This is a genomic window from Candidatus Microbacterium phytovorans (assembly GCA_029202445.1).
Taxonomy (GTDB): Bacteria; Actinomycetota; Actinomycetes; order Actinomycetales; family Microbacteriaceae; genus Microbacterium; species Microbacterium phytovorans.
In genome coordinates, this window is the sequence record CP119321.1 from 1,333,301 (window position 1) to 1,359,994 (window position 26,694).

Sequence of the window (26,694 nt, forward strand, 5' to 3'; positions counted from 1 at the left end):
CCCCCCGTTCCCCGAGAGGACACCGATGACCGTCACCGCGGAGCAGACCACCTGGTTCCAGGAGACCTTCACGACACTCGTCGACAACGTCGAGCAGGTCGTCCTCGGCAAGCGTCACGTCGTGGAGCTCGCCTTCACCGCGATGCTCTCGGAGGGACACCTCCTCCTGGAGGACGTGCCCGGCACGGGCAAGACCTCACTGGCCCGCGCGATGGGACAGACCGTGCAGGGAACGAGCACGCGCATCCAGTTCACTCCCGACCTCCTGCCGGGCGACGTGACGGGCATCACCGTGTACGACCAGCGCAGCGGCCAGTTCGACTTCCACCAGGGGCCGATCTTCGCGAACATCGTCCTCGCCGACGAGATCAACCGCGCGTCGCCCAAGACGCAGTCGGCGCTCCTGGAGGTCATGGAGGAGGGCCAGGTCACCGTCGACGGCGTCACCCGTCGCGTGGGCGTGCCGTTCCTGGTCGTCGCGACGCAGAACCCGGTCGAGCAGGCCGGAACGTACCGGCTGCCCGAGGCGCAGCTGGACCGCTTCATGATGCGCACGAGCCTGGGCTATCCCGATCACGCCGCCACCGTCCGCATCCTGGAGGGCAGCTCCATGGTGCGTCGCGAGGTCGCGCCCGCCATCACCCCGCAGGGTGTCATCGGCCTCGCCGACATCGCCCGCGACGTCTACGTCAACCCGCTCGTGCTGGACTACATCGCCCGCATCGTCGAGGCGACCCGCCTGGCGGCCCAGGTGCGCATGGGCGTGAGCGTGCGCGGCGCCCTCGCGCTCACGAAGGCGGCCAAGACCTGGGCGGTCGCGCACGGCCGCGGCTACGTCACCCCCGACGACGTCAAGTCGCTCGGCGAGGCTGTGCTCGCCCACCGCCTGATCCTCGACCCGGAAGCCGAGTTCGACGGCGTGACGCCGGAGGCGGTCATCGGACAGGTACTGCTGGACACCGTGCCACCCAGTCAGAGAGAGGCCGTGTGAGCTCGAACACCGAGTCGCGTCTGACACGGGCCTCCGCGGCGACGGGAGGCACCGGATACTCCCGCACGCGCTATTCGACGGCGAGTTCGTCGACGGCGCTCGCGCTGCGCGGTCTGCGCTGGTGGCGTCGCGCCCAAGTCGGCGTGGGAGCGGCGGCGGAGTGGGTGTCGGGCACGCTGTCGGTCGCCGGCTGGATGCTGGTCGCGACCGCAGCGCTGGGCCTCGTTCTCGGATTGTCCTTCGGTTGGATCGAGTTCGTCGTGGCGGGCGTGCTCGCGGGCGTCCTCGTTCTCCTGTCCGTCCCGTTCCTCTTCAGCGCACGCGCTTACGACGTCGACCTGTCGCTCGGTCATGACCGGGTCGTCGCCGGCACACAGGTGTCGGGCACCCTCACGGTCACCAATGTCGGCCGCGGCATCGCCCTCCCGGGCAGGATCGACATCCCCGTGGGCGAAGGGCTCGTCGACGTCTACATCCCGCTCCTGCGTCGAGACCACGACCACGTCGAGCAGGTCGTGGTGCCGACGCACCGGCGCGGCGTCATCCAGGTCGGACCGGCACGAACGGTGCGCGGCGATCCGCTCGGCATCCTGTCACGCGAGGCCACGTGGGCCGACATGCACACGCTGTGGGTGCACCCGGTGACGACGCCGCTGCGCAGCACGAGCGCGGGCTTCATCCGCGACCTCGAGGGGAGCGCCTCCCGCACCGTCGTCGACGCGGACATCTCCTTCCACGCGATCCGCGAGTACGTTCCCGGCGATGCGCAGCGCCAGGTGCACTGGAAGTCCACGGCGAAGACCGGCACGCTCATGGTCCGCCAATACGAGGAGACCCGTCGCTCGCGCATGGTCGTCGCCCTCGCCGTGTCGGAGTCGGAGTATGCGACCGACGACGAGTTCGAACTGGCGGTGAGCGCGGCCGCCTCGATCGGTGTGCGCGGCATCCGCGACGGCCGCGACGTCGACGTCGTGCTCGGCGGCGAGGTGCCCGAGTTCGTCCGCGCCTCGGCCCGCACGATCCGAGAGCTGGCGACCGTGAGCGCCCGCACGCTGCTCGACGACCTCAGCGCCGTCGAGCGCGCCGCCCGAGCCAGCGCCCTCGGCGAGGTGACCTCGCTGGCGGCCGAGATGCATCCCGACGCGTCGATCGCGTTCCTCGTGTGCGGCTCGACGCAGACGGCACGGTCGCTGCAGACGGCCGCGCTCGCGTTCCCGGCGAACGTCGGCGTCGTCGCCGTGATCTGCAATCCCGAGGCCGAGCCCGGCTACCGCCGGCTCGGGTCGGTCTCCGTGATGTCGATCGGTCTCCTCGACGACCTGCGGCAGCTGCTGGCCCGAGGGAGCCAGGCATGAGCGTCGCCCCGCTGCAGAGTCGCCGCTCCCGCCGCCAGTCCTTCCGCGCGGACCGGCCGACGACCCGCCTCCTCGTCGTCAGCGCCGTCCTGCTCGACCTCCTCTTCCTCGTCGGCGCCGCCTCCGCCTGGCCCATCTACCGCACCCCCGCGTTCGTGCTCGTCATCGCCGTCGCTCTGGCATCCGCGCACGTCCTGGCGTGGGCCGGCGTGCGATGGCGCCTGTCGGGCTGGTGGCTGTCGCTCCTCACCTTCGGCGTCTACGTCGTCCTGGGTCTTCCCACCGTCGCGCCCACGATGATCACCGGCGGTGGCGATCAGCTGCTCCGCGGCTTCCTCGGCGTCGTGACGGCACCCGTCACGGGCTGGAAGGATCTGCTGACGCTCGATCTTCCGCTCGGCACCTACCAGACAACGCTCGCCCCCGTCTTCCTCGTGTGGATCGCCGTCCCCACGGCCGCGCTGTCGCTCGCCTGGCGCGCCCGACGGCTGTGGGTGCTCGCGCCGATCCTCGGCCTCTTCCTTCCCGTCTTCGGGGTCCTGTTCGGGGCGCCGACGCTCAGCGACCCCCTGCGCTGGGGCGGTCTGGTCGTGCCCGGTCCCGTCGAGATGGCCGTCGGCGCCGCGGCGGTGCTGCTTGCGTTGGCCTACGTCGTCTGGCGCACCCTCGATGACCGGCGCCGCGCGCTGCGGGCGGCCGAAGCGGCCACCGGCATCCGTACGACCAGCCGCAGCGGTTCGGCGACGGCGGGCCGGGCCGCGATCTCCGCCGCGATGGTCGCCATCGCCCTGGTGGCGGGCGCGATCGCCGCGCCGATCGCCGTCGCGGGACAACCGCGCGACGTCCTCCGAGAGCGGATCGACCCGCGCCTGGAGATCGAGGCGCAGCTCTCGCCGCTCGCGCAGTACCGCTCGTACTTCGCCGACGATCGTTTCGACGAGGTCCTGTTCGCCGTGACGTCGGACGTCGACAGGGTGCGGCTGGCGACCCTCTCGTACTACGACGGCCGGCTGGCGCGGGTCATCGACCCGGCCACGGGCTCGGATCAGGCGACGGCCTTCGTGCGCGTGCCCTCTTCGCTACCGGCTCCCTCGGGCACCCGCACGACCACCGCCGAGGTGACGGTGCTGGACTATTCGGATGTCTGGCTGCCCACGGTGGGTTCGCTCACCGGCGTGCAGTTCCGCGGCAGTGGAGCGGCGGGGCTCTCCGACGGCTTCTTCTACAGTCCCGACGCGCAGACGGGCGTCGTGCTGGGATCGACGTCGCTCGGCCCGGGAGTGTCGTACCGTCAGGCCGCGGCCGTCGAGACGGTCGAGCCCGCGGTGTCCGATCTCGTACCGGGGCGCAGCGCGCCGCACCTGCCCGCCGAGCTCGTGCCCGAGAGCCTCATCGATTGGATGCGCGCTCAGGAGGCACCCGGCGGCGGCGAGGGTCTCGCGTTCCTCATCGAGCGCCTCCGCGCCCGTGGATACCTGAGCCACGCACTGACCATCGACCCGCAGAATCCGCCCCTGTGGCGCGCCGAGCTCGGCGAGGCCGGGTTCGAACCCAGCCGTGCGGGTCATTCCACCGACCGCATCGACGCGATGTTCACCGCGCTCCTGCAGCGCCAAGCGGACGTCGGAGGTGCCGATGACGCCCTCCTGGTGGCGGCGGTCGGCGACGACGAGCAGTTCTCGGTCGCGGCGCTCATGATCGCCGATCAGCTGGGATTCGCCGGGCGCATCGTCCTCGGCGCGCGACTGACCGGCGACCAGCTGCCCGCGTGCGAAGACGGCGCGTGCCGTGGCGGCGATCTGTCGGCGTGGCTCGAGGTGCAAGACGCGTCGGGTGTCTGGGTGCCGGTGGATGTGACCCCGCAGCACGAGAACGGCATGTCCCCCGACGACCTGCAGGTGCGCGATCCGGAGGTGCCTACCGAGGTCCACCAGGAGAACGCCGAGCAGGTGCTCCCGGGCGACGCCGACCCCGCCGACGCGGGCGAGCGACCGGATGACCCCCTCGTCGACTCGATCGACTGGAGCGCGGTCTGGGCGGCGGCGCGCATCGGCGGCATCGCCCTGTCCGCCCTGCTGATCGTGACGGGTCCGTTCCTGCTCATCCTGCTGGTGAAGGCTCTTCGTCGGCGTGCCCGCCGAGCGGCGCCGGATGCCACGGACCGCATGACCGGCGGGTGGGACGAGTACGTCGACGCCGCGATCGACAGCGGCCTCCCGGGGCCGGGGACGCGGACCCGGCAGGAAGTGGCGACGCTGCATGCTCGCGACGACGCGACGAGCCGCGTGGCACTGCTGGCGTCGTGGGCCGACCGGTCGGTCTTCGATGCGGAGGCGCCGACGACGTCGGACTCCGATCGATTCTGGGAGATCGTGGAGTCCGAGCGGGCCCGACTGATCGCCGAGCGGGGGTGGTGGGCGCGCCTGCGCGCGAGGCTCTCACTGCGGTCGCTCGTGCGCCGCGGCGGGCGCGTCCGATGAGACGCACGAACGAACGACGGAAAGAACATACGGTGAGGGGTCGAGGACAGTGACGGGACAGATCGTGGCGGCGGAGCAGATGGCGGGGGCGATCGGGTTCCTCGCGGTGACGCAGGCGATCGTCGCCGTCGGCGTGTACGTGTGGATCGCGCTGGCTCTCACGGCGGTGTTCCGCAAAGCCGGAGCGGCGCCGTGGAAGGCGTGGGTGCCGGTGCTGAACGCCTGGACGCTGTTCGAGCTCGCCGGCATGCGCGGCTGGTGGGCGGCCGTCATCGCCGGCGGCGCGATCGTCGTGGGCGGCGGCGCGGTGGCGCTCAGCGGCATCCTCGGCGCGGCGGCCCTGGAGGCGTCGTTCGGGGGCGACCCGGGCGGTGCCCAGGCGGCGCTCGCGGCCGCCGCGGCCTTCCCCGCCCTGCTGTGGCTCGTCGTGTTCGTACCTGCGCTGATCCTCCAGATCCGGATGCTCCTCGGCGTCAATCGGGGCTTCGGCCTGGGGGTCGGCCACACGGTGCTGGGCGTCCTGCTCTTCCCGGTCTGGGCGAGCATCGTCGGCTGGGGGTCGGCGCGCTGGCTCGGCCCTGGCGCGGCCGCCGCATCCGCTCCCCCACAGGCGGCGATGCCCGTCGCCCCGTCCGCTCCCGTGGTTCCCGCGCTGGCCGACTTCACGGCGCGTCCCGCGCCGGCCCCCGCCTTCGGCGATACCCCCGTCTTCGGCAGCGCTCCCGCCTTCGGTGGCAACGGCGCCTTCGAGGCTCCGTCCACTCCGCCCGCCTTCTCCGCGGGAACCGCCCCGAGTTTCGGCGCACCGAGCCGCCCCGCGCCGAACCCGTGGGCGCCCCCGGGTGCGACCACCGGCGGCCCGGCACCGGCATCGACCTCCGCCGGCGTCGGGGCACCTGCGACGGCCCCGACAAGCACCCCGCCGTCGGCGGCGGGCACACCGGCATCCGCGTTCCTTCCCGCGCCGGCACCGGCTGCGCAGTCGCCGTCCGCTCCGGCCACGGGAGAGGTGGAGGAGCGCACGGTGCTCGCCGGACGCCGGCTCCCCGCGTGGTCGCTCGTCCTCCCGGGCGGAGACACCGTCGGGCTGCGGGGTGACGCCGTCGTGCTCGGACGCAATCCCGTCGCCCCGGCTCGCGCGCCCCAGGCGCAGCCGGTCGCCGTGGACGATGTGACGCGCACGGTGTCCAAGACCCACGCCCTCCTCACGCTCACGGCATCCGGGTGGATCGTCACCGACCTCGACTCGACCAACGGCGTCTTCGTCGGAGCGTCGCCCGACGCGGGCGCGGAAGTGGTGGGCTCGGCCGCGGTCGACGGCCGCTTCTTCCTGGGCGACGCGGTGTTCGAACTCCGGTCGGACGGATGACGGTACTGCAGACCCGCGCCGGCGCCCACACCGATGCGGGCCGTCGTCGCGAGGTGAACGAGGATGCCTTCCTCGCGCAGATGCCGGTCTTCGTCGTCGCCGACGGGATGGGAGGTCACGACGCGGGAGACCGGGCGAGCGCGGCGGTGATCGACGTGTTCCGCTCGCTGATCGAGCGCGGCGACCTGACCGTCGACGACGTCACGCGCGCCGTCGACACCGCGCACGCGGCCGTCGCCTCGATCGCGGCGAGCACTTCCCGGGGCGCCGGCTCCACCCTGACGGCGCTGCTGGCCGTGCGCCACGACGACGAGCAGCGCTGGCTCGTCGTCAACATCGGCGACTCGCGCGTGTACCGACTGCTCGGCGACCGTCTGGAGCAGGTCACCGTCGATCATTCCGTCGTGCAGGAGATGGTGGATGCCGGGCGGCTCGCGCCCGCCGACGCCGCCGCGTTCCCGGGTCGCAACGTCATCACCCGCGCCGTCGGCGAGGAACGCAGCCCCGCAGACTACTGGCTCCTGCCGATCGTCACCGGCGAACGCCTCCTCCTCTGCTCCGACGGCCTGTCCGTCGAGCTGACCGACGAGGCTCTCCGTGCCGGGCTGATGCTGGGCGGCGCTCCGTCGCGCACGGCGCACGCGCTCGTCGCCCAAGCGGTGGCCCTCGGCGGCCGCGACAACATCACCGCGGTCGTGGTCGACACGATCGCCGGCGGGGTGAGCCCTCGTAGCGACGACGTGACCGGAGGGTTGTCGATGTCGGCCGATTCGACCACGATCGAAGTGGCGACGATTCGCAGCCGTCGCACGCGAGCACGAGGTCGATAACGGATGCACGGATGTGGACGAGAGTGAAGACGATGAACGATGACGATGAGCGCACCGAGATCCGCCGCGATCTGCCGCCTCTCGACGAGCGCACCCGTACGGTCGATCGCTCGTCGGAACTCGACGCTCCCGGCACGCCTCACGCCCCCGGCACGTCTGACGTTCCGGGCACGCCGCCCGGACCCGCGGCACCGCGTGGACGGGGGACACGACCGGCGGCCGTGCGCACCGCCGCGCCCCGGCCCGGCGACCGCGTCGCACACGTTCCCGGGTCCATCGCCGAGGACGCGTCGTACACCGTGAGGCGGGAGCCGCTGCCGACGATCGACCGTCCCGCGACAGCCCCCGGCGCTTCGCGAGCGCGTTCCGAGGCCCGGGTCGTGCGGGAGGTGGGAGTGAGTCGCCGCGCACGTGTGACCGTCGCGGTGCTCGTGGTCCTCGCCTTCGTCCTGCTCATCGCGGGCGCCGTCGCCGTGCTCGCCGTGCTGGTGGCCTCGTGACCGACGTCATCGACGCGACGACGACCGTCGCCGATCTGCAGATCGAGTTCGCCGGCGAGTGGTTCTCCCCCGAGCGACCGGGACCGTTCACGATCGGCCGCGAGGGCGACCTCGTCGTCGACGAGAACCAGTACCTGCACCGCCGGCTGCTCGCGTTCACCTACGAGGGCGGGCTGTGGTGGCTCGCGAACGTCGGGCAGTCGATCGGCGTGAGCGTGTCGACGGGCGACGGCGTCTACCAGGCGATGCTCGGGCCGGGCGCGAAGGTGCCGCTCGTCTTCCCCCGCCTCGTGCTCCTGTTCACTGCCGGCCCGTTCACCTACGAACTCGTCGTGCTCTGCGCCCAGGCGGCGTTCCACTCCGCGCCGCTGGTCGCGGACGTCGACGACCCGCATCACATGACGATCGGGAGCGTCTCGCTGACGCCGAGCCAGCGCCAGCTGGTGGTGGCGCTGTGCGAGCCCATGCTGCGCGACGGCATGGTCGGTCAGAGCCAGATCCCGACGTCGGCACAGGCTGCCGCGCGCCTGGGGTGGCCGCTGACGACCTTCAACCGCAAGCTCGACGCGGTCTGCGACAAGCTCGACCGCGAGGGCGTGCCGGGGCTGCGCGGCGGCGTCGGCAAGCTCGCCACCAACCGGCGCGCGCGTCTCGTCGAGCACGCGCTCCTGTCCCGTCTCGTCACCCCGGCAGATCTGGCCCTCCTCGACGCGCCGTCCTGACCCGCGGCGGCCTACGATGGAAGGCCATGTCTGCGCCCGTCCTCACCTACCCGCCCGAGCTGCCCGTCAGCGCGGCGCGCGAGGAGATCGCGGCGGCCATCGCCGCGCATCAGGTGGTCATCGTCGCCGGCGCGACCGGGTCGGGAAAGACGACGCAGCTCCCGAAGATCTGCCTGGAGCTCGGTCGCACGAGCATCGCGCACACGCAGCCCCGGCGGCTTGCAGCTCGCACGATCTCCGAGCGGATCGCTCACGAGATGCAGGTTCCCCTCGGCGGCGTCGTCGGCTACAAGGTGCGCTTCACCGATCAAGTGTCGGCAGAGACCCAGGTCGCTCTCCTGACCGACGGCATCCTCCTCAACGAGATCCATCGTGATCGGCTGCTCCGCCGCTACGACACGATCATCATCGACGAGGCGCATGAGCGGTCGCTCAACATCGACTTCCTGCTCGGCTATCTGACCCGCATCCTTCCCGAGCGCCCCGACCTCAAAGTGATCATCACGTCGGCGACGATCGATCCCGAGAGCTTCGCGCGCCACTTCGCGACAGGTCCCGACGACGCCCGCGTGCCGGCACCGGTCATCGAGGTGTCCGGACGCACCTACCCCGTCGAGATCCGCTACCGTCCCCCGACGGCGGCCGCCGAAGGAGCCGACGGCGACGACATCGACGCTCTCCTGGCGGCGCTGCGCGAACTCGACCGCGAGCCTGCGGGAGACGTGCTCGTGTTCCTGCCGGGCGAGGCGGAGATCCGCGACGCGACGGATGCCGTCCGCGGCATGTATGCGAACGACGCCCGCCCCACGGAGGTGCTGCCGCTGTACGGCCGGCTGTCGGCCGCGGAGCAGCACCGCGTGTTCGAGCCCTCCGCGGTCGCGGGGGTGCGGCGCCGGGTGATCCTCGCCACGAACGTCGCGGAGACGAGCCTCACGGTTCCCGGCATCCGGTACGTCGTCGACGCCGGCACGGCACGGATCTCTCGCTACAGCGCCCGGTCGAAGATCCAGCGCCTGCCCATCGAGGCGATCTCTCAGGCGTCCGCGCAGCAGCGCTCGGGCCGGGCGGGACGCACCTCGCCCGGTATCGCGATCCGTCTCTACGCGCAGGAGGATTTCGAGGCGCGGCCGGCCTTCACCGAGCCCGAGATCCTGCGCACCTCGCTGGCCTCCGTCATCCTGCAGATGCTCGCGCTGGGATTCGGCGACATCGCCGCCTTCCCCTTCCTGACACGGCCCGACTCCCGGGGGGTGAAGGCGGCGCTCGAACTGCTCACCGAGCTGCGCGCCGTCTCGCCGCCGCGCCCGACGACCCGCCGGGGACGCGGACACGACGATCGACCCCCGCGGGACGATGCGGCGCCGCAGTGGCGCCTCACCCGCACGGGCCGCGAGATCGCGCGCCTTCCCATCGACCCGCGCCTGGCCCGCATGCTGATCGAGGCCGAACGGCTGGAGGTCACCCGCGACGTGCTCGCGATCGTCGCGGGTCTGTCCATCCAGGACGTCCGTGAGCGCCCGTCGGCGGACGACGGCAACCGCAGGGAGGAAGCCGATCGGCTGCACGCCCGCTTCATCGACCCGACGAGCGACTTCCTCACTCTGCTCAACCTGTGGAACCACCTGCAGGAGCAGCAGCGCGAGCTCGGCTCCAGTGCGTTCCGGCGGCTGTGCCGCGCCGAGCACCTGAACTACGTCCGCGTGCGCGAGTGGTTCGACGTGCATCGTCAGCTCCGCACTCTCACGCGCACGTCCTCTCCTCGCGAGGCGGCAGGAGCAGCCGACCCGGATGCCGTCCACCGCGCCATCCTGTCGGGCCTGCTTTCGCACATCGGCATCCTCGACACGCGCAGCCTCGCGGCCGGCGCCGCGGACAAGAAGCGCCGTCCGCTCGCGCAGTACCGGGGGGCGCGAGGCGCGTCGTTCGCGATCTTCCCCGGGTCCGGACTGCACGGGTCCAAGCGCGGGAGTGCGACCCCGGATGCCGTCGTGGCGGCCGAGCTCGTCGAGACCTCCCGGCTGTTCGCGCGCACGGTCGCCGTGATCGACCCGGCGTGGGCGGAGGAGCTCGCCGGCGATCTCGCGCACCGCACCCTCAGCGATCCGCACTGGTCGAAGGACGCCGGCGCGGCGGTGGCGGCGGAGAAGGTCACGTTGTTCGGGGTGGAGATCATCCCGCGGCGCCGCGTGCAGTTGGCACGCACCGACCGGGCGCTCGCGCGGGAGCTGTTCCTGCGCCACGCCCTCGTCGAGGGCGACTGGAACAGTCAGCACCTCGACAAGCGACTGACGGCGTTCGAGCGGCGCAACCTCGACCTGCGGCGACGGTTGGAGAAGCTCGAGGAGCGGGAGCGCCGACGCGACATCCTCGTCGGGGACGAAGCCGTCTACCGCTTCTACGACGCCCGGATTCCCGTCGACGTGTTCGATGCGCGCTCGTTCGAGTCGTGGTGGCGCGAGACGTCGGCGCGCACCCCTCGACTCCTCGACATGACCGAGGCCGACCTCGTAGACGACGCATCGCGCGCCGGCGAGGCCGATTTCCCTCCGCGCTGGCACCAGCGCGACCAGGTGCTGTCGCTCGCGTACCGCTTCGAACCCGGCGCGCCCGACGACGGCGTGAGCGTCGTCGTGCCCCTCGCCCTCCTGGCGCAGATCTCGCCCGACGGTTTCGACTGGCAGGTACCTGGCATGCGCGACGAGCTCATCGCTGCGCTGCTGCGCGCCCTGCCGAAGTCGATCCGCCGCCACGTGGTCCCCGCGGCCGACTGGGCCGCGAAACTCGGGGCGGAGCTCGTCGCCGACGGGCCGGAGTCGCACGACGGCGTGCCGGCCCAGACCCTGCGCGCCGCCCTCGCCGCGCGCATCCAGCGGGTCGCGAACCAACCCGTCAGCGCCGCCGACTTCGATCTCGATCGGGTGCCGGCCCACCTGACGGTCTCGTTCCGCGCCGTCGACGAGCGAGGCCGCGCCCTCGGCTCCGCGCGCGACCTCTCGGAGCTGCAGGCCCGACTGGCGGGCAAGGCACGCACGGCGGTGGCCCGTTCGCTGTCGGCGACGCCGGCCTCGGCCACGAGCGCCGCCATCGCACGAGCAGCGGCGACGCCCGCGGCGCCGTCGACGGGCGCGACGGTGGCCGAACGCACGGGGCTCACGACGTGGGATCTCGACGAGCTGCCCGCCGTGGTCGACACGCGCGTGGCCGGCGGCGTCGTGCGCGGCTATCCCGCGCTGGTCGACCAGAAGGACTCGGTCGCGCTCCGCATCGAGGCGACGGCCGAGCGTGCGGCGCGCCTCACACACGACGGCGTGCGGCGGCTCCTGCTGCTGGCGGTGCCCTCACCGTCGGCCTACGTGCTGGAACATCTCACCGCCGCCGAGAAGCTCGCCCTCGCCACGTCGCCCTACCCGTCCGCGAAGGCGCTCATCGAGGACGCGCGGGTCGCTGTCGCCGACGCCGTCCTCGCCCGGACCACTCCCGAGGTCCGCACCCGCGAGCAGTTCGAGGCGGTGCGCGCGACGTTCTCGGCTGCCGTCGTGGAGGAGCTCTTCCAGGCCGTGTCGCTCGTGGCACGCATCCTCACGCGCCTGCGCGACGTGGAGAGGGAGATCCGCGGACAGAACTCGATGACCCTGCTGGGAGCGCTCGGCGATGTGAAGGGCCAGCTCGCCGGCCTGGTCTTCCCCGGCTTCGTCTCGCGCATCGGCCTCGCCAGATTGGGGCACCTCCCCCGCTACCTCGAAGCGGCGGCCGACCGCGTGCGCGGGCTCGCCGACAATCCCGGTCGCGACCGGCAGCGGATGACCGAGTTCGAGCGCACCGCGGCATCCTTCCTCGAGGCCGGAGGAACCGTGCCGCTGCCCGCCGACGCCCCCGCTGCGCTCGTGCGCACCCGCTGGCTGCTGGAGGAGTACCGCGTCAGTCTCTACGCGCAGCGCCTCGGCACCGCCGAGCCGGTGTCGCCGCAGCGCATCGCCAAGGCCCTCGCCGGTCGCGAGTAGCGTGGGGTGATGGCCCAGGCGATCACCTACACCCGCTTCGGAGGACCCGAGGTCCTCACCCTCACCGACATCACGACGCACGATCCGGCGCCCGGGGAGCTGGCGGTGCGGGTGCAGGCAGCGGGCGTGAACCCCCTCGACCACAAGCTCCGCTCCGGCGCGCGCGCGTCCGGCGAGATCACGGAGCCTCGCAGGGTCGGAGCGGATGCCGCGGGCGTCGTCACCGCTGTCGGCGACGGGGTGGAGGGGTTCCGTCCCGGCGACGCCGTCGTGCTCGCGGGGGTGACGGGCGCCTATGCGAGCGACCTCGTCGTGCCGGCGGAGCGCGCCTGGCCGCGTCCCCCGTCGGTGTCGGCCGCCGTCGGCGCCGCCCTCGGCATCCCCTTCGGAACGGCCTATCAGACGCTGCGCTCGCTCGCCGTGGGCCCCGATGACACCCTGCTCGTCCACGGCGGATCGGGCGCGGTGGGTCAGGCCGTCATCCAATACGCCGTCCTGTGGGGCGCGCGGGTGCTCGCGACGACGAGCGATCGTCGCGCCGACCGCGTGAAGCAGCTCGGCGCGACGCCGGTGTCGTACGAGCCGGGACTGCTCGATCGGGTGCGCGACGCCGCCCCCGGGGGCATCACCGCCGTGATCGACATCGCCGGGACCGACGAAGCACTCGACGCGTCACTCGCGCTCGTCGCCGATCGTCGGCGCATCGCGACCCTCGTGCGCGGGAAGGATGCCGACGCCCTCGGCATCCGTGCCTTCATGGGCGGGAGTCCGCGCCCCCTCAGCCCTGTCGAGCAGGCCTGGCGCGCCGAGGCGATCCCCGCCACCCTGCAACTGCTCGCCGCCGGTGCCTTCTCCGTGGAGATCGGACGGGAACTGCCGCTCGCACAGGCCGCGGAGGCGCATCGGACCGTGGAAGCCGGTATCGACGGGAAGGTCGTCCTCCTGCCGTAGCGGGAGGACGACCTTCGCTCAGGCGCCTGCGGTCAGGCCGCCGATGACGCCCGAGACGACCAAGTAGCACCCGATCGCGCCGACGACGATCCAGATCGTGATGCGCGCCGTCGAGATGCCGCCGCGCGTGGCGGGGTCATCGGACCGGGAGAACTCGTCCCGGTCCGGTGCCCCACCGCCGAAGAGACCCATCAGTGGCCGGCCCGGCGCTTGTTGTAGACGTCGAAGGCCACGGCGAGGAGCAGCACGAGACCCTTGACGGCCTGCTGCCACTCGATGCCGATGCCCATGATCGACATGCCGTTGTTGAGCACACCGATGATGAGACCACCGATGATCGCACCGCCGATGGTGCCGACACCGCCCTGCACCGCGGCACCGCCGATGAAGGCTGCCGAGATCGCTTCGAGCTCGAAGCCGTCACCGGCCTTCGGGCCGGCCAGGTTCAGTCGTGCCGTGAAGATGAGGCCGGCGAGCGCGGCGAGCACACCCATGTTGACGAAGAGCCAGAAGTCGACGCGGCGCGTCTTGATGCCCGACAGCTCCGCGGCGTGGCGGTTGCCGCCGATGGCGTAGATGTGGCGACCGAACACCGTGCGGTTCATGACGATGCCGTACACGAGCACGAGCACGGCGAGCACGATCAGTGTGACCGGGATGCCCTTGTACGAGGCGAGCGCCCAGGCGAACCAGCCGATGACGATGGCGATGAGGGCGAGCTTCGCGACGAACCACAGGAAGGGGTCGACCTCCTGGTCGTACTTCTGACGCCCGGTGCGCGTGCGGATCTGCTGGACGACGAGGGCCACGATCGCGACCGCTCCGATCGCGAGGGTGAACAGGTCTGGATCGGATTCGCCGAACAAGCCCGAGAGGAACCCGTTACCGAGCGCCCGGTACTCGGTCGGGAACGAGCCGATGTTCGCGTTACCGAGGACGACGAGAGCGAGCCCGCGGAAGATCAGCATGCCCGCGAGGGTCACGATGAACGCCGGGATGCCGACGTAGGCCACCCAGAAGCCCTGCCAAGCGCCGACGAGGGCACCGATGAGGAGTGACAGCAGGATCGCCAACCACCAGGGCAACCCCATCTTCACGGCCAGGACGCCCGACACGGCGCCGATGAAGGCGGCGACGGAGCCGACCGACAAGTCGATGTGGCCGGCGATGATGATCATCACCATGCCGATCGCCAGCACGAGGATGTAGCCGTTCTGCACGACGAGGTTCGAGATGTTCTGCGGACGCAGCAGGATGCCGTTGGTCAGGATCGCGAACAGCGCCACCACCGCGATGAGGGCGATGAAGATGCCGTTCTTCCCGAGGTCGGACAGCAGCGTCGTGAGCCACCGGGTGAACTTGTTCTCCGGCGGGTTGACCAGCCCGCCGGCGGCGGTGTCGGGGGAAAGGGTGTCGTTGGACATGTGCGGTTCTCCTGCCCTCAGCGGGGCTTCTCCATGGTCATGAGCTTGAGGACGTTTTCGGGGGTCGCTTCGCCGATCGGCAGCTCGCCGGTGATCCGGCCCTCCGAGAGGGCGTACACGCGGTCGGAGATGCCGAGCAGTTCGGGCAACTCGGACGAGATGACGATGACGCCCTTGCCCTCCGCGGCGAGCTTGTTGATGATCGTGTAGATCTCGTACTTCGCTCCGACGTCGATGCCGCGCGTGGGCTCGTCGAGGATGAGCACCTCGGGGTCGGAGTAGATCCACTTCGACAGGACGACCTTCTGCTGATTGCCGCCGGAGAGCTTCCCCGTCGGCACCAGGACGTTGGGCGCCTTGATGTTCATGCTCTTGCGGTAGCCGTTGGCGACCTTGTATTCCTCGTTGTCGTCGACGAGGCCGGCCTTCTCGAGCTTCTTCAGCGAGGCCATCGAGATGTTGCGCTTGATGTCCTCGATGAGGTTCAGGCCGTAGGTCTTGCGGTCCTCGGTGGCGTAGGCGATGCCGTTCTCGATCGCCTCGGCGACGGTGCGGGTCTTGATCTCGCGTCCGCGCAGATACACCTTGCCGGAGATGCGCGAACCGTAGCTGTGGCCGAACAGGCTCATCGCGAACTCGGTGCGACCGGCACCCATGAGTCCGGCGATACCGACAATCTCCCCCGCCCGCACGTGCAGCGACACATCGTCGACGACGACGCGGCTGGGGTCCTGGGGGTGGTGGGCGGTCCAGTTCTCGACGCGGAGGAGCTCCTCGCCGATCTGCGGCTCGTGGTCGGGGTACCGATGCTCGAGATCGCGACCGACCATGTCCTTGATGATCCGATCTTCGGTCACGTCGGTCTTGGCGATCGTCTCGATGGTCTTGCCGTCGCGGATGACGGTGACGGTGTCGGCGACCTTCTTGATCTCGTTGAGCTTGTGGCTGATGATGATCGACGTGATCCCCTGCTCGCGCAGGCTCAGGATCAGGTCGAGCAGGTGATCGGAGTCCTCGTCGTTGAGCGCGGCGGTCGGCTCGTCGAGGATGAGGAGCTTGACCTCCTTCGAGAGCGCCTTCGCGATCTCGACGAGCTGCTGCTTGCCGACGCCGATCTGGTTGGCCTTCGTGGTCGGGTTCTCCTTGAGACCGACACGCTTCAGCAGGGCTGCCGCCTCGTAGTTCGTCTTGTTCCAGTCGATGAGACCGCCGGCGGCCTTGCGCTCGTTGTTGAGGAAGATGTTCTCCGCGATCGACAGGTACGGGCTGAGCGCGAGCTCCTGGTGGATGATGACGATGCCGCGCGCCTCGCTGTCGCGAAGGTTCTTGAACTCGACGACCTCGCCCGCGTATCGGATCTCGCCGTCGTAGCTGCCGTGCGGGTACACGCCGGACAGCACCTTCATCAGCGTGGACTTGCCGGCGCCGTTCTCACCGCAGATCGCGTGGATCTCGCCGCGCTCGACGCTGAAGTTCACGTTCGACAGGGCTTTCACGCCCGGGAACGTCTTGGTGATGCCACGCATCTCGAGGATGGTTTCGCTCACGATCTCCGACTTCCTTGTGGGGATTAGGGGGGAGGTTACCGGATGACGGCGGTGGCGGGAGGGATTCCCGCCACCGCCGCGACGCGGGTCGGACTTACAGCCCGAGCTCCTCCGCCGTCCAGTAACCGGTGTCGACCAGTGCCGACTCCACGTTGTCCTTCACGACCTGCACGGGCGCCAGCAGGTACGAGGGAACGACCTTGACGTCGTTGTCGTACGTCGTGGTGTCGTTGACCTCGGGCTCTTCGCCGTTCAGTGCGGCGACCGCCATGTTGGCCGCGACCTTGGCCAGCTCACGCGTGTCCTTGAAGATCGTCGCGTACTGCTCGCCGGAGAGGATCGCCTTGACCGAGTCGACCTCGGCATCCTGACCGGAGATGATCGGCCACTCGTCGCCGACGGAGTAGCCCGCGTCGGTGAGAGCCGAGATGATGCCACGCGAGATGCCGTCGTAGGGCGAGAGCACCGCGTCGACCTGCGAGCCGTCCGAGTAGTTGGCCGTGAGGATGTCCTCCATGCGGCTCTGGGCGGTCTCGCCGTCCCAGCGCAGCGTCGCGGCCTGCTCGATCGTGGTCTGACCCGACTTCACGACGAGCGTGCCGTCGTCGATGAGGGGCTGCAGCACGTCCATCGCGCCGTTGAAGAAGAAGAACGCGTTGTTGTCGTCCAGCGAACCGGCGAACAGCTCGATGTTGAACGGACCGGCGGGCGCGTCGGCCTTGGCCGAGCCGTCGAGCTCCGTGAGGCCGAGGCCGTTGAGCACGGTCCACGCCTGCTGCTGGCCGACGAGGAAGTTGTCGAAGGTCGCGTAGTAGTCGACGTTCTCGGTGCCCTTGATCAGGCGGTCGTAGGCGATGACCGGGATGTCGCTGTCGGCGGCCGTCTGCAGAACCTCGGAGAGGGTCGTGCCGTCGATCGAGGCGACGATGAGAGCCTCGGCGCCCTTCGTGATCATGTTCTCGATCTGCGACACCTGCGTGGGGATGTCGTCCTCGGCGTACTGGAGGTCGACGGTGTAGCCCTGGCCCTCGAGCGCGGCCTTGACGGCGTCGCCGTCCTGGATCCAGCGCTCGGAGCTCTTGGTCGGCATCGCGACGCCGATGAGGCCGCCGTCGCCGTTGCCGCTGTCGCCGCCGTCGGTGGTGCCCGGCGTCGCGTTGCCCGAGCACGAGGTGAGCAGGAGCGCCCCCGCCGCGACGGTCGCCAGCATGATCTTCTTGATCTTCACTGTGTTTCCTTTCCCGAAGACATCTCTGTCATGGGTTCTTGGTGTTCGGTGGTGACCGCTTTCCGAGTCGGGGTGTCCCCCGGTCCGGCTACCGGCGGTCGTCGGTGGTCTGTCCGTAGACGTTCTGGTACCGGTCGTACAGGGCGTCGATCGACTCCTGCGGGATCGGGATGAGCTCGCCGCCCTCACGGGCGATCTGCACCGTGCGGGCGACGTCTTCGAGCATGACGGCGGCCTTCACGGCATCCTTCGCCGTCGCGCCGATCGTGAACGGTCCATGGTTCTGCATGAGCACGGCGCGGCTGCGGTGTCCCGTGAGGGTGTCGACGATCCCTCGGCCGATCGAGTCGTCGCCGATGATCGCGAACGGGCCGACAGGGATGGGACCGCCGAACTCGTCGGCCATCGCGGTGATGACGCACGGGATCTCTTCGCCTCGCGCCGCCCAGCCGACCGCGTAGGTCGAGTGGGTGTGCACGACGCCGCCGACGTCGGGCATGTTCCGGTAGACGTACGCGTGGGCGGCGGTGTCGCTGGAGGGCGACCGGTCGCTGCCCGGCGTGCCGGGAATCACGGTGCCGTCGAGGTCGCAGAGGATCATGTTCTCGGGTGCGAGGTCGTCGTAGGAGACGCCCGAGGGCTTGATGACGAACAGGTCTGCACCGGGCACCCGGCCAGAGACGTTGCCGCCGGTCCAGACCACGAGGCCGTAGCGCACCAACTCCGCGTGCAGCGCGGCCACTTCGGCCCGCGTGCGAGCGATCGCGACTTCGGTCTTGACGCCGCTGACGTAGCGATCCGCGTCCTTCATTGACACCACCGTGCAGACTCCCTTGTCCCCCACCGCAGTTCGGGTGGGTGATGTGACGGTCCATGTGACCGTTCACATTGCGACACTATAGCCATGACCCTGTCGGTCGTGTCAACTCCGCAGTTGTCTCGGATTCGTAACGGCGCTCAGAGCCGGGCTGCGCGGGCCGTCGAGGACCGCACGAGCAGCTCCGGCATGATGGCCGGCGCGGCGTGGTCGGCCCCGCCGCCGAGGAGCAGATCGACGCAGCGACGGCCGAGCTCGGCGAAGTCCTGTCGCACCGTCGTCAGCGGAGGCCAGAAGTGGGATGCCTCCGGGATGTCGTCGAATCCGACGATGCTCACGTCGCGCGGACAGTCGAGGCCTTCGTCTCGGATGGCGTGGAGAAGCCCGAGCGCCATCTGATCGTTGGACGAGAAGATCGCCGTGAAGTCGCGGTACCGCAGCAGCTCGCGACCCGCGTAGTACCCGAACTCCGCCGTCCAGTCACCGAGGATCGGCGCGGTCGTGGGGATGTCCCACGCACTCATCTCCTCCAGGAAGCCCCGCATGCGCGCCTCCGCCTCGATCCAGTCCTGCGGCCCGGCGAGGTGGTAGATCGAGTGATGTCCGAGCTCGATGAGGTGCCGCGTCGCCATGCGCGCACCGGCGATCTGGTCGACGCTGAGCGTGTGGTCGGGGTCGAGATCGGTCGACTGGAGAGTGACGTACGGGACGTCGAGTCGCTGCGCGGCGATCGCGCGGAAGACCCGCACCTGGGGTGCGATGACGACGAGCCCCTCGATGGATTGCGCCATGAGGTGCGAGAGCACGTCGGGGATCGACTGCGCGTCGGAGGGGTCGATGTTGGCCGTCGAGACCCAGTATCCGCGCGCTCGCGCGGCCGCTTCGATGGCGGCGATCGACGATGCGGGGCCGTACTGCGTCGCGGAGGCCGCGAGGATGCCGATCGTCCGCGAACGGCTCGTGACGAGCGCACGCGCCGCGCGATTAGGGCTGTAGGACAGCTCGGCCATCACCGCGACGACCCGATCCCGCGTCTCGGGCCGGATGCTCGGGTGATCGTTGAGCACACGGGAGACCGTCTGGTGCGACACCCCGGCCAGGCGCGCCACATCGCGGATGCTGGGCCTGCGTCCGCCGGCGTCGTCGCTCATGCTTCTCCGAGTTCATCGATGTGTACGGTCACATCGATTGAGGCCATTATGCACGGTTTTCCCGCGTGTGAGCCCGAAAGAATGTGACTGTCACACGAGATGGCTTCTGCTCGCGTGTGACAATCACGACGTTTGTCACATCGAGGTGACCCCGCGAGGCCCGCTTCGATCGGCCTAGGCTGGGCCCATGGCCGATCTGTCGCGGCATCTCCCGCTGAGCAACCGCCCCCGCGGCGACGAGTCCGGTGTCACCGGCGACCGTCGTCACCAGCTGGCGGAGGTGGTGCGCCAGGCCCACCTCCTCACCGGGGGAGCTCCGGATGCCGTCCAGCGCTTCCTCCTCGATGCCCGCCTCGACGGCGAGTTCCACGGCCGGACGCTTCCCGAGATCGCCGACGCCCTCGATGCGGGCGCGCGCCGCGGCATCCGTCCCCTCACCGAGGCGCTTACGGCACTGCTGCGGCTCGCAGGCCCGCGGGAGGTCGCCCTCGATCCCCTGACCAGCGGTGCCGTGGCCCTGTATGCCGTCACGCGCACGCCCCGAGACCGCCGTGCCGTCGTCCGTGCGAACACGCTCCACGCGACGGATGCCGGATGGGAGTTCGGCCACGGTCCGGTGCGGGAAGCACCGGCGCGGCAGATCCTCGACTTCCTGCTGGGGCTCGGCGACGTGCCGCCCCCGCTCAGCCCTCGATGAGCGCGCGGTAGAACCCGATCCCCCGCAGCCAGACATCCACCCGGATGCGTTCGTTGTGGGAGTGCAGCGCGTCGCGCTCGGACCGTGTGAGGTGGAAGGGCGTGAACCGATAGACGTTCTCGCTGATCTCGGTGAACCAGCGGCTGTCGCTCGCGCCCAGCTGTATATAGGGGGTCGTCACGATCTCGCGGCCGAGGGAAGACCCCACCGCGAGCGAGATCCGGCGCCACTCGGCGCCGCGCCAGGGCGACACGGGCGACGGGTCGGAGCCGTGGCGCACCTCGATCTCCACCTCGGGGTCGCCGACGACACGGCGCACGCGGGCGGTGGCCGCCGCCACGGTGTCGCCCGTGAGCAGCCTGATGTTGAGCGTGGCACGGGCCGTCGTGGCCAGGACGTTCTCGCCGGGTGCGCCCGAGAGCTGCGTCGCAACCGCCGTCGTGCGCACCATCGCGTTCATCTCGGGGCCGAGTCGGGGGAAGATCCGTGCCAGCAGCGGGCCGGTGAGCGCGAGGTGGCCGAACACCCACCGCAGCGGCTGCGGCGCGTGCGGCGCGACGGTGGCGAACAGCGCGCGCACGGGCGGCGCGATCCGCACCGGGAACGGATGCCGGTGCACGCGGTCGATCGCTCGTGCCAGCCGCGCGGTCGCCGGCAGCGCGGGCGGAGTCGAGGCGTGCCCCCCGCCTTCGCGGGCGGTGAGGACGAGCGTCATGACGCCGCGTTCGGCGACGCCCACCATCGCCGTGGGCACCTGGACCCCCGGGATGACACCGTCCACGACGGCTCCTCCCTCGTCGAGGACCAGACCCGGCCGCACGCCGCGCTCCCGCAGGGTCGCCACGATCGCGCGCGCACCGTCGCCGGCGGTCTCCTCGTTGTGCCCGAACGCGAGATAGAGATCGCGCGTCGGTGCACGCCCCTCGGTGACGAGCTGTTCGACGGCCTCGAGGATCGCGACGAGCGACCCCTTGTCGTCGATCGCACCTCGCGCGTGGATCTCCGCCTCGGGACCTTCCCCGACGAGCGCCGCCCCGAACGGATCGTGATTCCATTCGTCGGCGACCACGGGGACGACGTCGAGGTGCGCCATGAGCACCAGCGGCCGCTCCGCCGCCCCGGCATCCGTGCCGCGCCACCGGTACAGCAGCGAGTGACCGGCCACGATCTCGCGCTCGAGTGCGCGGTGCACCGCGGGGTAGAGCCGGTCCACGGTCTCGATGAACCGATCGAACGCCGCGACGTCGATGTGGCTCTCGTCGGCGTGCGACACGGTGGGGATGCGCAGCAACTCGCGAAACCGCTCGAGCGCGGCCTGCTCCGACGGGGAGTGAGTCATGCCCCGAGCCTACGGTTAGGCTCGGGGCATGACCGGACTTCGCTGGGGAATCCTCGCCACGGGCGGCATCGCGCACGCCTTCACCCGCGACCTGCGGACGGCGGGTCTCACCGTCGCCGCCGTGGGTTCGCGTCGCGCTGAGGCGGCCGAATCCTTCGCACACGAGTACGAGATCCCGCGTGCGCACTCTTCGTACGAGGCTCTCGTCGAAGACCCCGACGTCGACATCGTCTACGTCGCCACGCCTCACGGACGGCACTTCGAGGATGCCGCGCTCGCGCTCCAGGCGGGCAAGCACGTGCTCGTGGAGAAGGCGATCACGCTGGATGCCGATGAGGCGACGGCTCTGCGCGACATCGCTGCCGACGCCGACCTCCTCATCATGGAGGCGATGTGGACGCGCTACCTGCCCCACATGGCGCGGATTCGAGAGCTCGTCCGCTCGGGGGCGCTCGGTGAGGTGCGCACGGTGTTCGCCGACCACACGCAACGGATCAGCGCCGATCCCGCACACCGCCTGAACGCCCTGGAGTTGGGCGGCGGAGCGCTGCTCGACCTCGGGATCTACCCGGTGTCGTTCATCTGGGACGTGCTGGGGGCGCCGACCGGCATCCGCGCGCTCGGTCGGCTCGGCGACACCGGCGCCGACACCGAGGTCGTCGGATCGATGGTCCACGGCACGGGCGCGGTCTCGTCCTTCGCGATCTCGTCGCGTGGCGCCGGACCCAACGTTGCGCACATCGTCGGGTCGGAGGCGAGCATCGCGATCGATCCGGTCTGGTACTGCCCGACGACCTTCCGCGTGACGGACGGCGAGCGCCGAGTGATCGAGGAGTATCGCTCCGAGGTTGACGGGCGCGGCATGCAGTACCAGGCCCTATACGCCGAACAGCTTCTCGCGGAAGGGCGACGCGACAGCGACCTACTGCCGTTCGGCGAGAGCGTGGCGATCATGGCCGCGCTCGACGACGTGCGCGCCCAGGTGGGCGTCATCTACCCGCCGAAACGGGAGAATGCCGGCTGACCCGCCCGGCATCCACGAGCGAGCGGCTTCCTGCCCGCGTCAGGCCTGCCCGACGTCGCCCTGCTGCGCCCTGCGACGGGCGAGTTCGGCTCGCAGCCGATCCTCCTCGATCTCGCGCTCGAGGTCGGCGAGCTGCTGCTCGGTCGACCTCGCCTCGCGGCGCACGGCCGGAGGTGCGGGAGGCTCTGACGCCCACGGAGCGAACTGCGGCGGACGGGGCGCCGACTGCCGCTCGGGCCACTCGCGGCCGATCGCGAACCACAGGATCGTCCCGAGCAGCGGCAGCAGGATGACCAGGATGAGCCACATCGTCTTGGGCAGGTGCTTCACCTGACTCTGGTCCCGCATGATGATGTCGACGATCGCGAAGACCATCCCGACGAACACCAGCAGCGAGAAGACGTAAGGCATGCCGCGAGTCTATGAGCACGCTGTGGCTTCTCGCATCCCGCGATCCTCCCCACCGCCCGTGCCGCGGGCCTGACACACTGGTCCCATGCCCGATCCGCAGAACCGCGTCGCCGTATACCTCGACTTCGACAACATCGTCATGAGCTGGTACGACCGCGTCCACGGGCGGAACTCGTTCGCCCGCGACCGCCAGCGCATCGCCGAAGACCCGACCGAGCCCGAGGTCGCGCAGCGGCTGAAGGACGCGACGATCGACGTCGGCGCGGTGATCGACTACGCGGCATCCTTCGGCACCCTGGTGCTCACGCGCGCGTATGCCGACTGGTCGTCGCCCGTGAACGCGGAGTACCGGTCACAGCTGGTCGCCCGCGCCGTCGACCTGGTGCAGCTCTTCCCGGCGGCCGCGTATGCCAAGAACGGCGCCGACATCCGCCTCGCCGTCGACACGGTCGAGGACATGTTCCGCCTCCCCGACCTCACCCACGTCGTGATCGTCGCGGGTGACAGCGACTACGTACCCCTCGCTCAACGCTGCAAGCGACTGGGGCGGATCGTGGTGGGAGTGGGGGTGGCCGGTTCGACCGCCAAGTCTCTCGCGGCCGCCTGCGACCAGTTCGACGCCTACGACACCCTGCCCGGAGTCCATGCGCCGGAGCCGCCGAAGAAGCCCGAGTCGACGCCGTCGAGCCGCCGTAAGCGCGCCGCCGCCGATCCGACCGCGGATCTCCTGGCCCGCGCGCTGCGTCTCGAGCAGGAACGGACCGACGACGAGTGGGTGCACCTGTCGGCGGTGAAGAACCTCGTGAAGCGGATGGACCCGTCCTTCAGCGAGAAGGGCCTCGGGCACCGCTCGTTCTCCGACTTCGTCAAGGCCCACCCGACCGTCGCGGAGCTCGACGAGTCGACAAACATCGTCCGCGTGCGGCTCGTCGCCGACCGCTGAGTCCGCACCGCTGTCAGCGCCGGGCGTCAGCGCCGGGCGTCAGCGCCGGGTGCTCCACAGGGCCCACGCGACGAGGACGGGCTGGAAGAACAGCCGTGCGATGCGAGACCGGTCGCTGTCGAGACCGAAGCCGCGCCGCTGGCCCATCGCCTGCGCGATGTTGCCGGGGAAGACAGCCACGAAGAACGCCGCAAGGAGGGCGCCGACGCGACGACGCTCTCGCGGCAGCGCCACCAACGCGAGGCCCAGCATCATCTCGACGGCACCCGACGCGACCACGACGCCGTCCTTGTCGATCGGCAGCAGGTCGGTGACGGCGTCGGGCACTTGGGCCTGGAACTCGCGGCGCGCCCAGAACAGATGACTCAGCCCCGCGAACACCATCGAACCGGCAAGGAGCCATCGCGCGCACGTTCGCATGTCCCGAGCGTAACCCGTGAGGCCGCGCGTGGGCGTCGGTAGGCTGGAACGGTGAGCGAGGGGGCGCAGGCGGCGATCGTGCGGATGCCGGACGGGACCGTCAAGCAGGTCGGACCGCTGACCGGCACCCGCGTGTGGACCGTGCCGGGCCGAGCGCACCGGCCGCTCGCCGCACCCCGTGACGACCCTCGACGACTCGCTCCGGGCGAAGAGCGCCGGCTCTGCGCCTTCTGCACCGACCGGTACCTCGAGACCACACCCGAGAAGTCGCGGCTCGTGGGCCCGACGTTCGAGGAGCACCGGAGGGTGCCCGCCGACGAGGTGGAGGACACCGTCGCGGAGTTCCGCAGATTCGGCAACCTGTTCGAGATCGTCTCGGCGGAGTACTGGCGCGAGAATCACGGATTCCGCCAGCCCTCGTCGGTGATCGAGTGGGCGCAGGAGTATCTGGCCAATCCCGTGGGGCGCCTGCACCTCGAGAAGCTCGCCGCCATCCGTGCGAACGCCACCGACTCCGCGCCGTCGCTGGAGGAGGCGACCCTCGACCTCCTGGGCGGCTCCCACGACGTGATCGTCGCCCGGCGCCACGTGCGAGACGGCGCCGTCCACGACGATGAGCTCGTGTCGTCGGGCGAACTGACTCCCGACGAGCACGCCGCCTACCTCTCGTTCACCGTCGCCGCACTCGCCGACATCCAGGCCGCCCAGCCCCACGCCGCGTACGTCTCCGTCTTCCAGAACTGGCTGCGCCCGGCCGGGGCCTCCTTCGAGCACCTCCACAAGCAGCTGGTCGCGATCGACGAGCACGGACCGCAGATGGACCGCGAGCTCACGATGCTCGCGAGCGACCACTTCCTCTATCAGCACCGCATCATCGACCTCTCCGTGGCGCAGGGACTCGTCGTGGCCGCGACCGACGGCGCGGTCGCCGTCGCCGGTGTCGGACATCGCTATCCCGCGTTCGAGGTGTTCTCCACCGCCGCCGCACACCTGCCCCAGGAGCATTCGCCCGCCGAGATCCGTGCCGTGTCCGACCTCGTGCACGCCCTGCACGCCGCGACCGGCGTACACGTCCCGACCAACGAGGAATGGCACTATCGTCCGCCGCGCGCGCCGTGGCCCATGCCGTGGCGCGTGGTGCTGAAGTGGCGTATCTCGAACCCGGCGGGGTTCGAGGGCGGCACCAAGGTGTACGTCAACACGATCGACCCGTGGGAGCTGCGCCGACGGGCGGTGGCCGAGCTGACGGCACTCCGGGATGCCGGCCGGATCGCGCCCGGCATCCGTATCGGCGACGAGGTCGCCCCGGACGACATGCGTCTGCGCTACGCGGACGCAACCGGTGACGACGAACACGGAGGCTCGTCGGCGTGACCTTCCCCTTCGATCGCCTACGACGCCGACCCGACGTCGAGGGCCCCGACCTGGCCGCCTCGGATGCGGCGGACCGCTTGCTGCGCGACGAGTCCGCCGCCGCACGCGCGGCCGCCCCCGACGACATCGTGGTGATCGGCGACGGCTACGGTGCCCTCACCCTCGCCGCCCTCCACGACGGTGCGCGTCGGGTGCGCACACACCAGGACGCTCTCACCGGTGAGCGCGCACTCGCCGCCAACGCCGCCGACCTCGCACTCGAGGGATTCGCATCGCTGCCGCTGACAGCCGACCTCGTTCGCGGGGCACGCGTCGTGCTGCTGCGTCTCCCCCGGTCTCTGGACGCGCTCGCCGACATCGCGGGCCTCATCGCCGCACACGCCTCGCCCGACGTCGTCGTGTTCGCGGGCGGAAGGCTCAAGCACATGACGACGGCCATGAACGACGTCCTCCGCGCGCAGTTCCGCACGCTGGACGTCACGCACGCGCGTCAGAAGTCCCGCGTCCTCGTGGCCCGCGAGCCGCACGACGGCCGCGACCCCGTGGCGGCGAGCGCGACGGTCGACGGTCTCACGATCTGCGCCTTCGGCGGGGCGTTCGCCGGCACTCGCCTGGACATCGGCACGCGCCTCCTCCTCGCTCACCTGCCCGAGGCATTGCCCCGCGGTGCGGGCACGGCCGAGGATCCGCTGGTGGACCTCGCGTGCGGGACCGGGGTCGTGGGCGCCTGGCTCGCGCGTCGGCATCCCGAGGCGCGGGTGATCGCGACGGATCAGTCGGCCGTCGCCGTCGCCTCGGCGCGCGCGACGATGACGGCCAACGAGGTGGCCGACCGGGTCACCGTCGTCCGCGACGACGCCCTCGGGTCGCGACCGGACGCTTCGGCATCCTTCATCGTCCTCAACCCGCCGTTCCACAGCGGGGCGGCCGTGTCCGACCGGGTCGCGCCGCATCTGTTCGCGGATGCCGCGCGGGCGCTGCGCCCCGGCGGGCAGTTGTGGTGCGTGTGGAACTCTCCGCTGGCCTACCGCGGCGCCCTCGAGCGCATGGTCGGGCCGACGCGGCAGGTGACACGCGATGCGAAGTTCACGGTCACCGTCTCGACCCGCCGCTGACGCGG

The 26,694-nt window shown here is 70.6% G+C and carries 23 protein-coding genes; 14 read left to right on the forward strand and 9 right to left on the reverse strand.

All coding sequences use genetic code 11. The features are described from left to right. Window positions 1–25: 25 nt before the first annotated feature. The 9 genes from P0Y48_06355 to P0Y48_06395 are packed head-to-tail and all read left to right on the forward strand — an operon-like array spanning window position 26 to window position 13,199. Window positions 26–991: a MoxR family ATPase gene (locus tag P0Y48_06355; protein WEK14807.1), complete on the forward strand. Its 966-nt coding sequence runs from the start codon at window positions 26–28 to the stop codon at window positions 989–991. Further along, on the forward strand, window positions 988–2,346 hold the full coding sequence (locus tag P0Y48_06360; GenBank protein ID WEK14808.1) for a DUF58 domain-containing protein: 1,359 nt from the start codon (window positions 988–990) through the stop codon (window positions 2,344–2,346). The genes P0Y48_06355 and P0Y48_06360 overlap by 4 nt, the downstream gene beginning before the upstream one ends. Further along, entirely contained in the window at window positions 2,343–4,826 is a 2,484-nt protein-coding gene (locus tag P0Y48_06365; protein WEK14809.1) for a transglutaminase domain-containing protein, read from the forward strand. The genes P0Y48_06360 and P0Y48_06365 overlap by 4 nt, the downstream gene beginning before the upstream one ends. A 49-nt stretch (window positions 4,827–4,875) precedes the next feature. Beyond that, a complete protein-coding gene (locus P0Y48_06370; protein ID WEK14810.1) occupies window positions 4,876–6,195 on the forward strand; it encodes a DUF5684 domain-containing protein in 1,320 nt (439 codons plus the stop codon). Continuing rightward, window positions 6,192–7,025, forward strand: a complete 834-nt coding sequence (locus tag P0Y48_06375) for a protein phosphatase 2C domain-containing protein (protein WEK14811.1) — start codon at window positions 6,192–6,194, stop codon at window positions 7,023–7,025. The genes P0Y48_06370 and P0Y48_06375 overlap by 4 nt, the downstream gene beginning before the upstream one ends. Window positions 7,026–7,057: 32 nt before the next feature. Continuing rightward, entirely contained in the window at window positions 7,058–7,525 is a 468-nt protein-coding gene (locus P0Y48_06380) for a hypothetical protein (GenBank protein WEK14812.1), read from the forward strand. Continuing rightward, window positions 7,522–8,247: a hypothetical protein gene (locus P0Y48_06385; GenBank protein WEK14813.1), complete on the forward strand. Its 726-nt coding sequence runs from the start codon at window positions 7,522–7,524 to the stop codon at window positions 8,245–8,247. Before P0Y48_06380 ends, P0Y48_06385 begins: the two co-directional genes overlap by 4 nt. 26 nt (window positions 8,248–8,273) lie before the next feature. Continuing rightward, window positions 8,274–12,248, forward strand: a complete 3,975-nt coding sequence (hrpA, locus tag P0Y48_06390; protein WEK14814.1) for an ATP-dependent RNA helicase HrpA — start codon at window positions 8,274–8,276, stop codon at window positions 12,246–12,248. Between the two features lie 9 nt (window positions 12,249–12,257). After that, entirely contained in the window at window positions 12,258–13,199 is a 942-nt protein-coding gene (locus tag P0Y48_06395) for a zinc-binding dehydrogenase (GenBank protein WEK14815.1), read from the forward strand. 18 nt (window positions 13,200–13,217) lie between these two features. Here the strand turns inward: P0Y48_06395 and P0Y48_06400 are convergent, their stop codons facing one another. The 6 genes from P0Y48_06400 to P0Y48_06425 form a co-directional block, all read right to left on the reverse strand. Beyond that, window positions 13,218–13,391, reverse strand: a complete 174-nt coding sequence (locus tag P0Y48_06400; GenBank protein ID WEK14816.1) for a hypothetical protein — start codon at window positions 13,389–13,391, stop codon at window positions 13,218–13,220. Beyond that, window positions 13,391–14,623 (reverse strand): sugar ABC transporter permease, encoded by a 1,233-nt coding sequence (gguB, locus tag P0Y48_06405; GenBank protein ID WEK14817.1) that lies wholly within the window; start codon window positions 14,621–14,623, stop codon window positions 13,391–13,393. Before gguB ends, P0Y48_06400 begins: the two co-directional genes overlap by 1 nt. A gap of 17 nt (window positions 14,624–14,640) precedes the next feature. Next, entirely contained in the window at window positions 14,641–16,170 is a 1,530-nt protein-coding gene (gguA, locus tag P0Y48_06410) for a sugar ABC transporter ATP-binding protein (protein WEK14818.1), read from the reverse strand. A gap of 94 nt (window positions 16,171–16,264) precedes the next feature. Next, entirely contained in the window at window positions 16,265–17,398 is a 1,134-nt protein-coding gene (gene chvE / locus P0Y48_06415; GenBank protein ID WEK14819.1) for a sugar ABC transporter substrate-binding protein, read from the reverse strand. An 88-nt stretch (window positions 17,399–17,486) separates the two neighbouring features. Continuing rightward, window positions 17,487–18,209 carry an L-ribulose-5-phosphate 4-epimerase gene (locus P0Y48_06420; protein WEK14820.1) on the reverse strand — a complete coding sequence of 241 codons (723 nt, stop codon included), beginning with the start codon at window positions 18,207–18,209 and terminating at the stop codon, window positions 17,487–17,489. A 146-nt stretch (window positions 18,210–18,355) separates the two neighbouring features. Beyond that, window positions 18,356–19,366 carry a LacI family DNA-binding transcriptional regulator gene (locus P0Y48_06425; GenBank protein WEK14821.1) on the reverse strand — a complete coding sequence of 337 codons (1,011 nt, stop codon included), beginning with the start codon at window positions 19,364–19,366 and terminating at the stop codon, window positions 18,356–18,358. Window positions 19,367–19,553: 187 nt separating this feature from the next. Here P0Y48_06425 and P0Y48_06430 point away from each other — a divergent pair, with 187 nt between their 5' ends. Then, entirely contained in the window at window positions 19,554–20,063 is a 510-nt protein-coding gene (locus P0Y48_06430) for a hypothetical protein (protein WEK14822.1), read from the forward strand. Here P0Y48_06430 and P0Y48_06435 read toward each other — a convergent pair. After that, the gene (locus tag P0Y48_06435) at window positions 20,050–21,402 is read right to left on the reverse strand and encodes a M20/M25/M40 family metallo-hydrolase (protein WEK14823.1); all 1,353 of its coding nucleotides are present in this window, start codon (window positions 21,400–21,402) and stop codon (window positions 20,050–20,052) included. The two genes, P0Y48_06430 and P0Y48_06435, sit on opposite strands and share 14 nt — an antisense overlap. Window positions 21,403–21,430: 28 nt before the next feature. Here P0Y48_06435 and P0Y48_06440 point away from each other — a divergent pair, with 28 nt between their 5' ends. Further along, on the forward strand, window positions 21,431–22,426 hold the full coding sequence (locus tag P0Y48_06440; GenBank protein ID WEK14824.1) for a Gfo/Idh/MocA family oxidoreductase: 996 nt from the start codon (window positions 21,431–21,433) through the stop codon (window positions 22,424–22,426). A 39-nt stretch (window positions 22,427–22,465) separates the two neighbouring features. On the opposite strand, the gene P0Y48_06445 is transcribed toward P0Y48_06440, so the two are convergent. Next, window positions 22,466–22,837 carry a PLDc N-terminal domain-containing protein gene (locus P0Y48_06445; GenBank protein ID WEK14825.1) on the reverse strand — a complete coding sequence of 124 codons (372 nt, stop codon included), beginning with the start codon at window positions 22,835–22,837 and terminating at the stop codon, window positions 22,466–22,468. Window positions 22,838–22,922: 85 nt separating this feature from the next. Here P0Y48_06445 and P0Y48_06450 point away from each other — a divergent pair, with 85 nt between their 5' ends. Beyond that, window positions 22,923–23,780, forward strand: a complete 858-nt coding sequence (locus tag P0Y48_06450) for an NYN domain-containing protein (protein ID WEK14826.1) — start codon at window positions 22,923–22,925, stop codon at window positions 23,778–23,780. A gap of 39 nt (window positions 23,781–23,819) precedes the next feature. Here the strand turns inward: P0Y48_06450 and P0Y48_06455 are convergent, their stop codons facing one another. Further along, complete coding sequence (locus tag P0Y48_06455; GenBank protein ID WEK14827.1) at window positions 23,820–24,200, reverse strand: hypothetical protein; 381 nt, start codon at window positions 24,198–24,200, stop codon at window positions 23,820–23,822. A gap of 51 nt (window positions 24,201–24,251) precedes the next feature. Between P0Y48_06455 and P0Y48_06460 the strand changes: the two genes are divergently transcribed. Together P0Y48_06460 and P0Y48_06465 are read left to right on the forward strand one after the other, a co-directional pair. Beyond that, window positions 24,252–25,574, forward strand: coding sequence for a DUF4921 family protein (locus P0Y48_06460; protein ID WEK14828.1), 1,323 nt, complete (start codon window positions 24,252–24,254; stop codon window positions 25,572–25,574). Then, window positions 25,571–26,689 (forward strand): methyltransferase, encoded by a 1,119-nt coding sequence (locus P0Y48_06465; GenBank protein ID WEK14829.1) that lies wholly within the window; start codon window positions 25,571–25,573, stop codon window positions 26,687–26,689. Before P0Y48_06460 ends, P0Y48_06465 begins: the two co-directional genes overlap by 4 nt. Window positions 26,690–26,694: the final 5 nt, after the last annotated feature.